This is a genomic window from Thiomicrorhabdus cannonii (assembly GCF_013391695.1).
In the GTDB taxonomy this organism is placed as follows: domain Bacteria; phylum Pseudomonadota; class Gammaproteobacteria; order Thiomicrospirales; family Thiomicrospiraceae; genus Thiomicrorhabdus; species Thiomicrorhabdus cannonii.
The window spans coordinates 32,704-45,294 of the sequence record NZ_JACBGH010000006.1 but is presented as its reverse complement, the minus strand read 5'-3'; the positions used below and the strand labels follow the sequence as shown (position 1 = coordinate 45,294).

11 protein-coding genes are annotated in these 12,591 nt (G+C 53.7%); 4 read left to right on the top strand and 7 right to left on the bottom strand.

Annotated features, from left to right (window positions below; genetic code table 11):
* Positions 1–223: 223 nt before the first annotated feature.
* A complete protein-coding gene (gene gyrB / locus HZ297_RS08070) occupies positions 224–2,653 on the top strand; it encodes a DNA topoisomerase (ATP-hydrolyzing) subunit B (protein WP_178862552.1) in 2,430 nt (809 codons plus the stop codon).
* 188 nt (positions 2,654–2,841) lie between these two features.
* Complete coding sequence (locus tag HZ297_RS08065) at positions 2,842–3,777, top strand: phosphoribulokinase (RefSeq protein ID WP_178862550.1); 936 nt, start codon at positions 2,842–2,844, stop codon at positions 3,775–3,777.
* Positions 3,778–4,110: 333 nt separating this feature from the next.
* Here HZ297_RS08065 and HZ297_RS08060 read toward each other — a convergent pair whose 3' ends face one another.
* The 4 genes from HZ297_RS08060 to hemF form a co-directional block, all read right to left on the bottom strand.
* On the bottom strand, positions 4,111–6,024 hold the full coding sequence (locus HZ297_RS08060) for a TIGR00341 family protein (protein WP_178862548.1): 1,914 nt from the start codon (positions 6,022–6,024) through the stop codon (positions 4,111–4,113).
* A 118-nt stretch (positions 6,025–6,142) separates the two neighbouring features.
* Entirely contained in the window at positions 6,143–6,817 is a 675-nt protein-coding gene (locus HZ297_RS08055) for a hypothetical protein (protein WP_178862547.1), read from the bottom strand.
* A 63-nt stretch (positions 6,818–6,880) separates the two neighbouring features.
* Complete coding sequence (locus tag HZ297_RS08050; protein ID WP_178862545.1) at positions 6,881–7,258, bottom strand: RNA-binding S4 domain-containing protein; 378 nt, start codon at positions 7,256–7,258, stop codon at positions 6,881–6,883.
* Between the two features lie 8 nt (positions 7,259–7,266).
* Positions 7,267–8,211: an oxygen-dependent coproporphyrinogen oxidase gene (gene hemF, locus HZ297_RS08045; RefSeq protein WP_178862543.1), complete on the bottom strand. Its 945-nt coding sequence runs from the start codon at positions 8,209–8,211 to the stop codon at positions 7,267–7,269.
* Between the two features lie 126 nt (positions 8,212–8,337).
* On the opposite strand from hemF, the gene HZ297_RS08040 reads away from it, so the two are divergent.
* Together HZ297_RS08040 and HZ297_RS08035 are read left to right on the top strand one after the other, a co-directional pair.
* Positions 8,338–9,096, top strand: a complete 759-nt coding sequence (locus HZ297_RS08040; RefSeq protein ID WP_178862541.1) for a DUF4197 domain-containing protein — start codon at positions 8,338–8,340, stop codon at positions 9,094–9,096.
* A gap of 18 nt (positions 9,097–9,114) precedes the next feature.
* Positions 9,115–9,924 (top strand): M48 family metallopeptidase, encoded by an 810-nt coding sequence (locus HZ297_RS08035; RefSeq protein WP_178862539.1) that lies wholly within the window; start codon positions 9,115–9,117, stop codon positions 9,922–9,924.
* A gap of 60 nt (positions 9,925–9,984) precedes the next feature.
* Here HZ297_RS08035 and tsaC read toward each other — a convergent pair whose 3' ends face one another.
* The 3 genes from tsaC to HZ297_RS08020 all read right to left on the bottom strand — a co-directional run bounded on the left by tsaC (position 9,985) and on the right by HZ297_RS08020 (position 12,473).
* Positions 9,985–10,557, bottom strand: a complete 573-nt coding sequence (gene tsaC / locus HZ297_RS08030; protein WP_178862537.1) for an L-threonylcarbamoyladenylate synthase type 1 TsaC — start codon at positions 10,555–10,557, stop codon at positions 9,985–9,987.
* Between the two features lie 21 nt (positions 10,558–10,578).
* Positions 10,579–11,451, bottom strand: a complete 873-nt coding sequence (locus HZ297_RS08025) for an HDOD domain-containing protein (protein WP_178862529.1) — start codon at positions 11,449–11,451, stop codon at positions 10,579–10,581.
* A 65-nt stretch (positions 11,452–11,516) separates the two neighbouring features.
* On the bottom strand, positions 11,517–12,473 hold the full coding sequence (locus HZ297_RS08020; RefSeq protein ID WP_178862527.1) for a homoserine kinase: 957 nt from the start codon (positions 12,471–12,473) through the stop codon (positions 11,517–11,519).
* Positions 12,474–12,591 lie beyond the last annotated feature (118 nt).

The window sequence follows — 12,591 nt, the reverse complement described above, 5'->3', positions numbered from 1 at the left end:
AAAACCGTTAAAGCCGTGCTTTGCAAAACGCCCCGATCCATTTAGGTTGTTTCGGCGTCTCAAACCTTGTCAAAACGCCTGGATTAAACCCCAAAAAACACTCTAATCCTTTGATTTATAAACACTTATGTTGTCATTTTTAGTTTATGCAAATCATCATCAATTATGGTAGAATTGCAGGAATATTTTTGCATTCAAATTACACATATAAATTCGGAATTCTATGACTGAAGCTGCGCAATACGACTCCTCCTCCATCAAGGTCTTAAAAGGGCTGGATGCCGTTCGTAAACGTCCCGGCATGTATATCGGCGATACCGATGACGGTACCGGTTTGCACCACATGGTGTTCGAGGTCGTCGATAACGGTATCGACGAAGCGTTGGCCGGTCACTGCGACAAGGTGGTTGTGACCATTCACACCGACGGTTCGGTGTCGGTAACCGACAACGGCCGTGGTATTCCGGTCGGCATCCACCCGGAAGAAGGCGTTTCCGCCGCTGAAGTTATCATGACCGTGCTGCACGCCGGCGGTAAATTCGACGACAACTCCTACAAGGTTTCCGGCGGTCTGCACGGCGTGGGGGTTTCGGTCGTCAACGCTCTGTCCGAAAAACTCTACCTGACCATCAAGCGTGAAGGCCATATCTGGAAACAGTCGTACACCCACGGCGTACCTGACGCACCTTTGGCGATTGTGGGCGATACCGACGAAACCGGCACCGAAGTGCGCTTCCTGCCAAGCAAAGAGACCTTCACCAACGTCACTGACTTCAGTTTCGACTACCTGTTGAAGCGTCTGCGCGAACTCTCCTTCCTGAACTCCGGCGTGCGCATCGAACTCAAAGACAAGCGCGATGATCGCCATGAAGTGTTTGAGTTTGAAGGCGGCATCAAGGCGTTTGTGGACTACATCAACACCAATAAAACGCCGATTCACGAAAAAGCCTTCTACTTCTCCACGGTTAAAGACGACATCACCGTGGAAGTGGCGATGCAGTGGTCGGAAGCTTATCAGGAATCGATTTTCTGCTTCACCAACAATATCCCGCAGCGCGACGGCGGTACCCACCTGTCCGGTTTCCGTGCCGCGCTGACGCGTACCATGAACAGCTACGCCGAATCCGAAGGGTTGATGAAGAAATACAAAATCAACGTCTCCGGCGACGATGCGCGTGAAGGCTTGGCGGCGGTCATTTCCGTCAAGGTGCCCGATCCTAAATTCTCCTCGCAGACCAAAGACAAACTGGTTTCTTCCGAAGTGAAAACGGCGGTGGAAACCGCCATGAACGAGAAGTTCGCCGAATTCCTGCTGGAAAACCCGAAAGACGCGCAAGCCGTATTCGCCAAAATCGTCGATGCGGCGCGTGCGCGTGAAGCGGCGCGTAAAGCGCGTGAAATGACCCGCCGTAAAGGCGCCTTGGATATCGCCGGCCTGCCCGGCAAGCTGGCCGACTGTCAGGAAAAAGACCCGGCGCTTTCCGAACTCTATCTGGTGGAGGGTGACTCCGCGGGCGGGTCGGCCAAACAGGGCCGTGACCGCCGTACTCAGGCGATTCTGCCGTTGAAAGGGAAGATCCTCAACGTCGAGAAAGCGCGCTTCGACAAGATGCTTTCCTCCGCCGAAGTCGGCACGCTGATCACCGCGCTGGGTTGCGGCATCGGTGAAGATTACAATATCGACAAACTGCGTTACCACCGCATCATCATCATGACGGATGCCGACGTGGATGGCTCGCACATCCGCACGCTGCTGTTGACCTTCTTCTACCGCCAGTATCCTGAGCTGGTCGAAAAAGGCTATATCTATATCGCCCAGCCGCCTTTGTACAAAATCAAAAAAGGCAAACAGGAAGCCTATCTGAAGGACGATACCGAACTGGAAGCCTACCTGCTGCAAAACGCCATCGACGGCGCGGCTTTGTGGGTCGCCAAAGAGGGCCCGAGCATCAGCGGCGTGGCACTGGAAGCGCTGGCGAAACAGTATTTCAAAACCACCCATACCATCAACCGTCTGTCGCGCCGTTATAACCGCACCCTGATGGAACTGATGATTGACGAAGCGCCGGTGACACTCGCCATTTTGAACGACTTTGACCAGGCCAACGCCTGGGTGAACGGGGTATTGCCGCACCTCAAGGCGATCGGCGAGCGCGATAAGATTGAATACCAGCTGACCGTGGAGCCGGCAAGCGACGTGGACAGCGACGCCAAGTTCCAGATTCGTCTGCAACAGCGCGAACACGGCACCTTGAGCTCGCAGGTTTACGACGCCGAATTCTTTGCCTGCAAAGAGTACGGCCAGATTGTTGAGCTGGGTAAAGCATTGCAAGGACTGCTGAGCGAAAGCGCGTTTATTCAGCGCGGCGAGAAAACCGAATCGGTACAGAGCTTCAAGCAGGCGGTCGACTGGCTGTTTGCCGAGGCCAAGCGCGGCCAGAACATCCAGCGCTATAAAGGTCTGGGTGAGATGAACCCGGAACAGTTGTGGGAAACCACCATGAACGCCGAAGCGCGCCGCTTGCTACAAGTGACTATCAAGGATGCGATTGTCGCCGATCAGGTCTTTACAACCCTGATGGGTGACGAGGTCGAGCCGCGCCGCGAGTTTATCGAAGCCAATGCGCTACAGGTGGAAAACCTCGATATTTAACGCCTTGGCAATCCAACCGCAGAATGGACTCTAAACGCAATAACATTGCCAAACCGATTCTGCGGTTGATTAAATTTTGAAAATCGAACATTTTTAGTTTTTAATACTCCGCTATGAGTCTAAAGCTATAAAATTTTTAAACTTTTAGTGGTCAATCCCGACCATTTGTTAATTTAGGAGACTGTGTTATGTCAGTACAACACCCAATCGTTACCGTTACCGGTTCTTCCGGTGCAGGTACCTCGTTTGTAAAACGTGCTGTTGAGAAAATCTTCGCGCGTGAAAGCTTGAATGTGGCTATCGTTGAAGGCGACAGCTACCATAAATACAGCCGTGCCGAGATGAAAGAAAAAGTGGCTGAATCCAAAGCCAACGGCGGCCCGGTATTGACGCACTTCTCTGAAAAAGCCAACGAATTCGCTGCCTTGGAAGCGCTGTTCAAAGAGTACAAAGAAAACGGCACCGGCAAGCGTCGTTACTACATCCACAGCGACGAAGAAGCGGCGGAGCACAACGCACGTTTGGGCCGCAACGACCTGAAATCAGGTGAGTTCACGCCTTGGGAAGCAATTCCTGAAGGCACTGACATCCTGTTCTACGAAGGTCTGCACGGCATGGTTAAGCGCATGGATCACGGCCCGGCCGAAGGCATGCACAACGTGGCACAATATGTTGACCTGGGTATCGGTGTAGCACCGTCTATCAACATCGAATGGATGCAGAAAATCTACCGTGACACGGCAGAGCGTCCTTATTCAGTTCAGCAAGTACGCGACATCATCCTTGAGCGTATGCCTGACTACATCGAGACGATCGTTCCTCAGTTCCACCGTACGCACATCAACTTCCACCGCGTACCGTTGATCGACACGTCTGATCCGTTCTCAACCATGTCTCCAGACGCGCCAATGGGACCTGCTCCAGAAGATTCCTTGATCATCTGCCACGTGCGTCACCAAGAAGTAAACTTGGAAGCGGTCAAAGACAAGATTCCTGGTGCTTTCCTGCAAAATGCGGAAACATTGGTTTGTAACGGCAAATACATGGTCGATGCGATGGACCTGATGATGACTCCGATCATCCAGAACCTGATCGCTAAAAAACGCGCTGCCATGGCCAAATAATAGCGGTTTCAAGCCCTATTAAAAAAGCCCTCGTTTGAGGGCTTTTTGCTTTTTAGGCGCTTGAAAAACTGGGTATCCATTGTGATTGACTCACATACCGATGATTTAAACCACGAAGCACACGAAGAGCACGAAGTTATTCTTGTGTTGAGGCACATCAAGTTAAATTAACTTATTGATATAAATGGTTTTAATTGCCATAAAAACAGGGGTGGTACCAATAAATAGAAACAATTTACAAAGCCTTCGTGCTCTTCGTGGTTCAAAAAATCAATCATAAAATGCGGATACCCGAAAAACTCAGCAGGCCGGGTATGAACAACATAGCCGGCGCTAACGCACAATCGCCGTGGTCGCCACCAAACGGATCGGTTCGCCGACCACGCCTTCCAACTGTGTTTTTATTAAATCCATTTCCGACGCCTGCAAAGCCTGCGGTGCCAATAGCTTGACCGACACGAGCATCGGACTGCCGCCGCGGATTTTTACCTCCTGCAAAGTGACCGGAAAGGCCAGGCTGGTGCACTGCCAGTGCTCCAACGCGTACACCATGCGCTGCTCCTTGACCATGGAGTCGAACGACAGCACCAAAGGCACACTCACCGCCGCCACAAATGCCAAAGAGAGCAGCAGGCCGCGTTGCGCCAGCTTGAAAGGACTGAACCCCATCACCAGAAACGTGGCCGCAGCCGCCAGCACAATGCCCACCAAGTTAGTGGCAAACAGCAAAAAGGCACCTGAAAACACCGCCCAATCCCACCAACCAATCCCGATGCCGGACACCGCCAGAGGCGGCACCAGCGCCACCGCAATGGCCACACCGGCCAGACTCTTGGCCACTTCGGAACGCGCGTTGGCATAAGCCCCGGCAATTCCCGAAATGATCGCCACCCCCAAATCCAGAATGGTCGGACTCAAACGCGCGCTGATTTCGGGATTAAGGCTCTGCAACGGCATCAGCCAGGTTAGAAAGGTTCCGCAGAACAGCGCGAGCACAATGCCGGTCGACAAGGTTTTTAGACTGTTCGACATCAAATCGCTGCTCTGGCGCAACACCCCCATAGCCAACGAGATAATCGGCGCCATCAGCGGTGCCAGAATCATCGCACCGATAATCACCGGTGCCGAATTGGCGAATAACCCGACCGTTGCCAGCAACGTGGATAACACCATCAGCACCAGATAAGCCTGCGAGGTCTGGGCGTTTTCCCGCAAACTCACAAACGTCTCCTTGACCTCCTCCTGATCGGCGTGGTGAATCCACGGCAGACGGCGGTAAATCAACTCATTGATGGCTTGTCCCTTGGGAAGACCGACTACACGCACCGACTCCTTGATATCCTTGTTGCCCCGCTTGGGCGGCAGATTGGGCGTCAACACCGCCAGCGCATCAGGCACCACATCAATCTTCAGGCTCTCCGCCATCAGTGCTTCGCCATCAATACTGTACTCCATCGGCTTCTTGGAACTTAATATGATCGACTCGCTTTTGATATGCCCGAGATACTCGTTCAAAGGCTTGCTTTTCACCTGGGTCGGCAAGACGCGCGAGAACACAAAATGCACCATTTCCAACAGGCTGCGCGGCGCCAAAATCACCACGTTAACCGTGGACTCGTCCTCTTCCATCTCACCCACCACGCGCTTGGTGAACTCGCTGCCGCTGGAGCGATACACCGCGGTAATCCCCAAGGCCGCGGTATTCACTACCGTCTGCTTGGCCGTTTCAATCTTGTAAGGCAACAGAAAGGTTTGCGGGAGGGTGACAACTAAACCGTAGAGGTGCTTGAGCTTGCTCCACAAATCGCTGCTTATCTGCGCCGCCGGACGCATCGTCAGCGGATTGCCCACCATCACCGAACCGAACGCGACGCGCCCGTTGCAGGTCATCAGATCCGACATCACCGGGGTGGTTGTCTCAACGATGCCGTTCCAGGCCTCTTCGAGTTTTTTGGGCACAAAAAAGAAACGCGCGCCCCTTAACAATTTGGGATGCGGCAAAATGCCGATCTGCCAATGCGCTTCACGCGCCTGCGCCACCAGACGGTACAACAGGGCATCCCCCAGATAGGTCACAACCCGGGCGTCCGCTTCAATCACCAGCTCACCTTCGCCATCCCAGGGGATGCCGTAATGCTCGTAACCGCTCAGCAAAGGGGCCACATCGCGTTCAAACGTCTCCTGATCGGCCACGTCGTACACCACCCAATAGCTGCTACTAGCGCGAATTTCCAGCTGTTCGTCCATCACTCTCCCCCTGATGACTTATGTAACCTGATTATAGGCATGAAAGTACGCTCTGTCAGCCACAAATAAAAAACCCCGGACTAAGCCGGGGTTCTTATCAGTAACGAATATGGGCGAATTAGAAACGGTAAGTCACACCCGCTTGCAAAACCGGTAGGAAATCGAAATCGCCTACATCGTTTTTCAGCTTTTTCTCTTCTTCTGCTAAAGCTGAATCAAGTTGGCTTTGAAGAGTCGGTTCTGAAATCGTTCCCTTCAAAGACACATCCGGCGCACCGGTAAAAATCGCTCCGATTTCCACCATCGCCCCCCAGCCTTGCGCCGGGCTGTGACCCCAACCCAAAGACAACATCGGCGCGCTATCCCAGTCCAACTGGCCATTAACATTAATACTGCCATCTGTGAATGTCTGATCGCCAACTTCAACAGGATTAGCAACACTCGCGGTCTTACTACCATTCGCCTTTAATTTAAAATCATTAAACGCATAACCGGCCGACAGGAAAAAAGTGCCGCCAAACGGATGGTAATCGACATTCAAACGGTGGATGCCGCCGTCGGCCTTGACGTCATAGGCGATATCGGTATCGTTGGCGGTTTCCTTCAAGCCCATACCGGCCGACAGCGCGCCACGCACCTGCACATATTCATTAATCGGGTAAGTCAACTCCAAGGCCGGACCGGAAATCAGACCGTAGTTGACCGCCACGCCCAGCCCTTCCACCGAAGACGCCTGAACATTGCCCGCCAACAGAGCACTCGAAGCCATAACCGCTAAAATCTGCTTTTTCATCTAAATTACCTTTTTAATTATAAGTTAATAAAAAATACTTATCAAAACGGCGGGATTTTAAAGTTAGAACTGCAATTTGTCAATTTGACGGCGCTCCCTTTTGGTCGGTCGTCCGGCGCCCTTTTCGCGGTAACCGGCCAAGGCCATATCCATCGTGGGTTTGCGCTGATTAAGCACTTCCTTGTCGAGCTGATAAAGTGAACAGGCCGCCTCAGCCGAACCACGCTTGTCGCTCACTTCCAGCACCGTCACTTCCACCTGGCGGTGCGGCTGGGTGATTTTAAGCTTATCGCCCACACTCAAGGTTTTACTGGGTTTGGGTTTATGACCGTTAAGCTCGATTTTGCCGCCTTTAATGGCGTCCAGCGCCACAGCGCGGGTTTTGAAAAAGCGCGCCGCCCACAGCCATTTATCCACCCGGATTTTATCCGCCTCTTGCATGGCTTAGCCTACAGCCAGTCGCGCGGCGTCAGATAATCGTACAACTCCGCTTCTTCGGTGCCCGGCGCCGGATGATAATCGTATTTCCAGGTCGCCAGCGGCGGCATCGACATCAGAATCGACTCGGTACGCCCGCCGGTCTGCAAACCGAAAATCGTGCCGCGGTCAAACGCCAGATTGAACTCCGCATAGCGGCCACGACGATATAGCTGGAAATCGCGCTGACGTTCGCCGTATTCCATCTCTTTGCGGCGCGCTACAATCGGACGATAGGCCTTGATATAGTGATCTCCCACCGAACGCATAAACGCAAAACAGGTTTCAAAATCCCAACCGTAGGTCGCCGTGTTCAAATCATCGTAAAACAGACCGCCCACACCGCGGGTTTCGTTGCGATGCTTGAGATAAAAATACTCGTCGCACCAGGCTTTGTATTTGGGATAAATCTCCTCGCCAAACGGTTTGCAGGCCTCTTTGGATTGCAGATGCCAGTGGAAAACATCCTCTTCAAACGGATAGTAAGGGGTCAGATCAAACCCGCCGCCAAACCACCAGACCGGCTCTTCACCGGCTTTTTCGGCCACAAAGAGACGCACATTCGCGTGGGAGGTCGGCACATACGGATTACGCGGATGAATCACCAGCGAAACACCCAGCGCCTGGAACGAACGCCCCGCCAGTTCCGGACGGTGCGCGGTGGCGGAAGCCGGCAGTGACTTGCCGAAAACGTGCGAGAAATTGACTCCGCCTTTTTCAATCACCGCTCCGCCTTCCATCACGCGGGTGCGTCCGCCGCCGGTCAACCCCATGGTGCCGTGATCCGGCTCGCGCTGCCATTCATCGATAATAAACTCGGCCGAACCGTCCTCTTCCGACAACTGCGCACAGATATCGTCCTGCAGGCTCAACAAGTAATTTTTGACCGCTTCGATGTTCAGTTGTGTATCCGCCATAATCATTCCAATTGATTGTCTTTAAAGGCTCCATTTTAACCCGAAAAACCCAAAAAGTCGGCAAAGCCTTCATCCCTGAAATTGGGTTATAATGCCTTAACCCTCTAAAAATAAGGCGAATTTCTTATGCCCAACAAAACACTTCGTACTGTTTTTGCCATCGCATTGTGCTGCTCAACCCCTTTTGCACAGGCCAGCTGGTGGGAACAGGCGGTTGACCTGTTAAAAGGTTCCAACACAACTGAACAAACAAATACCGCCGGTTCGACCAGCGCCATCACTACCCAAGATATGAACAGTGCTTTTAAGCAGGCGCTCAGCCTGGGTTCGGAGGCGGTAGTCAAACAGCTCGGTGCTGAGGATGGATTTAACGCCGATAGCCATATCCATATTCCGCTGCCGCAGAACCTGCAAACCGTTAAAGATGTCTTGTCGAAATTCGGCATGCAAAATCTGATGGATGACGTGGAACTCAAACTCAACCGCGCCGCCGAAGCGGCCGCCCCGCAAGCCAAGAGCCTGTTTCTGAACGCCATTCAGAACATGACGTTTGAGGATGTGCAGAAAATCTATCAAGGCCCGCAGGATTCCGCCACCCAGTATTTAAAGTCCAAAACCTCCGATGATCTCAAGGCCAAAATGCAGCCGATCATCGAAGAAACCCTCAATAGCGTCGGTGCCGTCAGCGCCTATGACAAAGCCATTGCCAACTACAAAAACCTGCCGTTTGTGCCCGATGTCAAAGCGGATTTACAAAACCACGTGACCCAAAAAAGCCTGGACGGCCTGTTCTACTATCTGGCACAGCAGGAACAGGCCATCCGCAAGGATCCGGCCAAACAAACCACCGAACTGTTGAAACGTGTATTTGGTAGCACTCAATAAGAATATAAGACACACGCCATGAGATTGATTAAATCGTTTTTAATCGGGTCGCTGCTGTTGGCCAGCAGTGCCTGCGTCAATACCCAAACCACCCGACAAGGCGCCGTCGGCATCGAACGCCAGCAGTTGATGCTGCTCTCCTCGCAGGAGATGACGCAGGGCGCCAGCCAGGCTTATGACGCCATTCTGAAGGAAGCCAAAGAGAAGAAAACCCTGAATACCGATGCGGTCATGCTCGGCCGCATCCGCACGGTCGCACAGCGCCTGATTCCGCAAACCGCCGTGTTCCGCCAGGACGCGCCGGCGTGGGATTGGCAGGTCAATTTGATCAAATCCGACCAACTCAACGCCTGGTGTATGCCCGGCGGCAAAATCGCCTTTTACACCGGCATTATCCAGAAACTCGCTTTAACGGATGATGAGATCGCCGCCATTATGGGGCACGAGATGGCGCACGCTCTGCGCGAGCACGGCCGCGAACGCGCTTCGGAAGCGCAGCTGACGCAGATCGGCCTGACCGCCCTGCAAGTGTTTACTGGCATTCAAGGCCCGGCACTGGACGCCACCGCCATGGCGCTGAATGTCACCTTGACCCTGCCCAACAGCCGCACCCATGAAACCGAAGCTGACCGCATGGGCGTGGAACTCGCAGCGCGCGCCGGCTACAACCCCTATGCGGCGGTAAATGTCTGGCAAAAAATGAGCAAAATGGGCAACGGCGGCACACCGGAAATCCTCAGCACCCACCCGGCACCCGATAACCGCATCAAAGACTTGCAAAAAGTCGCTAAAAAAGTCGAAGGGCTTTATTTAAAAGCCAAGAAATAGACAGGAAGCAAACGTGCAATTTTGGCCTGAAAAAACTCAACAGGCCGGGTCATAGCGCGGTTAGCGCAAGCGCTCGCCGCTTCTGGCATCCCAAATCTGGGTGGGTTGCGCCAGCTCACCCAACGTTCCCTCAAGACAGAACACCTGATCGGCAAACACCGCTTTGACCTCGTCGCACGATTTGGCCGGCGGCCGGGTCGAAAGATTGGCGCTGGTGGAGACGATTGGCTTGCCGAACGCTTCGCAAAGCGCTTGTACCAGCGGATGCGCCGACACGCGGATCGCCACGGTATCACGCCCGCCGGTAATCCACTCCGGCAAAGGTTGTTTCAACGGCAACACCCAGGTGACCGGCCCCGGCCAGGTCGCCAGCACCTTCTGCTCCCACGGCATGCCCGTCAACTGCACATAAGCCGCGATTTGCGCCACCGAAGCGGCCACCAGAATCACCCCCTTTTCCATCGGGCGCTGTTTCACGTGAAACAGTGTTTGCACCGCCGCCTCGTTGAACGGATCGCATCCCAAGCCGTAAACCGCCTCGGTAGGATAGGCAATGACGCCTCCATTGCCTAAAATCTCCGCCGCCGTACGTAACGCCAGATTGGCTTCGGGGTTGGTAAAAGTGTCCGGCATTACGCTTCCATCCGTAACATCTTAGTGGCTGCTCAAATGAAACCCGGAACCCCAGCCCCACTTCTGCAAAGCGGCTTCGGCGGCGTGCAGCGCGTTTTCGGGCAGATTCAAAAAGGCCTGTGCCTCTTCAAAAAAGCGCTCCAGCTCCTTGGTCATAAAATGGTCGGAAAACAGTTTGAACACCAGATAGTTGGCAATACGGTTGGCGGCGACCATCTGCGCCGCTTTGGGGTCAAACGTGGCCACTTCCAGCAGGTTGTCGTGGTGGTGAAATACGATGCTGCGGTAGAGCAAATTGCCGAGATTCCAGCGTTTGGCAATCAGCCCGCCGACAAAGGTGTGCGCCGTCTGGTAATGATTTTCCTCATCGCGGTAGGCGCTCAGCGGGTAATCCAGCTGGCGGCTGAAGTAGGTCTGCGCATAGTCTTCGGGGTCGTAACGCATCATGTAGAGCGCGCCGACATCCTGCATAAAACTGGCCAGATAGGCTTCGCAGCGACCCAGACCGTAAATCCAGTGGGAAAGCTCCGCCGCCGCGATGCCGGCACGCATGCTGTGCAGCACCACTTTCTGATCGGTTTCGGAAGTGGGCAGGTTTTTAATCAGGTAACCGCTCAGAAACAGGTAGCGGATGTCGTTAAGCCCCAGCAGATGGACGGCGCTGGCCGCATCCAGAATCAGGTCGTCCTCCTGACGGTTCAGCACGCGATTGGTCAGGCTTAGAAATTCACCCAACACCTCGGGATTATGCGCCAACACCCGCGCCACCTCGGCGGTATTGGGGTTGGGATTGTCCAGCATCGCCTCCAACTCAAGAATTTCGGGCGGGATGCTGTGCAGCTTGATCTGCTTGAGAATCTGCTTGGCCTGTTCAACCTTATCCTTCATATCCATGCGCCTGCACTCCTGTATTAGCGCTTACCTGCCGCCTTGCCGCCCGCTACCCGGCCTGTTGAGTTTTAAAACGGTGTTTTCTGGTGAAGTTGCAGCACGCGTTTAAACACATTCGGGTCTTTGATCTGGGTCATTTCGCCTTCGCGCGGAATGTGTTTGTCCTTGAGGCGCGACAAAAAGAAACGCAACGCCGCCAGACGCAACGCCGCGGGCCAGGCGGTTTGTTCCGCCTCGTTCAGCGGACGCTGCTGTTTGTAAGCCTTGACCATCTGCTCCATGCGCTCGGCATCGAACTCGATCTTAGCCGGATTGTCGTGCGGAATGCGGCACCAGTCGTTGACCATGACCGCCAGATCGTACAGCAGCGCACTGTTGCAGGCGTAATACAGGTCGATAATGCCGGAGAGTTCGTCGCCGTCAAACAAGGCGTTGTCGCAGAACAGATCGGCGTGGATCACCCCTTGCGGCAAGGCCTGCCAATCGATGTGGCTTTGAAAATTCAGTTCATTGGCAATCAGCTGTTTTTCGTCTTCCGGCAGGAACTTCTCGATCAACGCAAAGGTCGCCTGCATCCAGTCCAACCCGCGGTCGTTGGCGCGGTACTGTTCAAAATCGGTACCGGCCTGGTGAAAACGCGCCAGCTGCTCGCCCATCACCGCGCATTGCTTGGCGGACGGATGATCCACCCCGCCGCCGTTCAATCTTTCCACCAAAGCGGCCGGTTTACCGTAGAGTTCCTTCAGATAGCCGTTGGAGAGCGTCGGAATCGGATGCGCCGTCGGAATATGGTGCTCCGCCATAAACGCCATAATATTGAGGAAATACGGCAGCTCTTCAAAGGTGTGGTGTTCGAAGATGGTCAATACAAAGCGGCGGATTTCGCCGTTCAAGGTGGTATTCACAAAATAGTTGGTGTTTTCGATCCCGGCACTGATGCCGCTGAAAGATTCCAGTTCGCCCACCGCATAATCTTGTAAAAAAAGCTTGAGCTGGGACTCGTCAACAACAGTATAAACAGACATAAAAGCGTCTCTTGCACAGGACATTGCGGTGGCGCTTTAACAGCGGGTTGGCGCAAAGCCCTCAATGAATTGAAAATTTGGTTAAAATACGTCGAAGGATTTTACCATAACAGGCCCC

Excerpts from the sequence above, each read along its gene's own strand:
- tsaC (WP_178862537.1), bottom strand. The coding sequence starts at position 10,557 with ATGCCGGACACTTTTACCAACCCCGAAGCCAATCTGGCGTTACGTACG.
- hemF (WP_178862543.1), bottom strand. The coding sequence starts at position 8,211 with ATGGCGGATACACAACTGAACATCGAAGCGGTCAAAAATTACTTGTTG.
- HZ297_RS08020 (WP_178862527.1), bottom strand. The coding sequence starts at position 12,473 with ATGTCTGTTTATACTGTTGTTGACGAGTCCCAGCTCAAGCTTTTTTTA.
- HZ297_RS08025 (WP_178862529.1), bottom strand. The coding sequence starts at position 11,451 with ATGGATATGAAGGATAAGGTTGAACAGGCCAAGCAGATTCTCAAGCAG.
- HZ297_RS08060 (WP_178862548.1), bottom strand. The coding sequence starts at position 6,024 with ATGGACGAACAGCTGGAAATTCGCGCTAGTAGCAGCTATTGGGTGGTG.
- HZ297_RS08040 (WP_178862541.1), top strand. The coding sequence starts at position 8,338 with ATGCCCAACAAAACACTTCGTACTGTTTTTGCCATCGCATTGTGCTGC.
- HZ297_RS08035 (WP_178862539.1), top strand. The coding sequence starts at position 9,115 with ATGAGATTGATTAAATCGTTTTTAATCGGGTCGCTGCTGTTGGCCAGC.
- HZ297_RS08055 (WP_178862547.1), bottom strand. The coding sequence starts at position 6,817 with ATGAAAAAGCAGATTTTAGCGGTTATGGCTTCGAGTGCTCTGTTGGCG.
- HZ297_RS08050 (WP_178862545.1), bottom strand. The coding sequence starts at position 7,258 with ATGCAAGAGGCGGATAAAATCCGGGTGGATAAATGGCTGTGGGCGGCG.
- HZ297_RS08065 (WP_178862550.1), top strand. The coding sequence starts at position 2,842 with ATGTCAGTACAACACCCAATCGTTACCGTTACCGGTTCTTCCGGTGCA.
- gyrB (WP_178862552.1), top strand. The coding sequence starts at position 224 with ATGACTGAAGCTGCGCAATACGACTCCTCCTCCATCAAGGTCTTAAAA.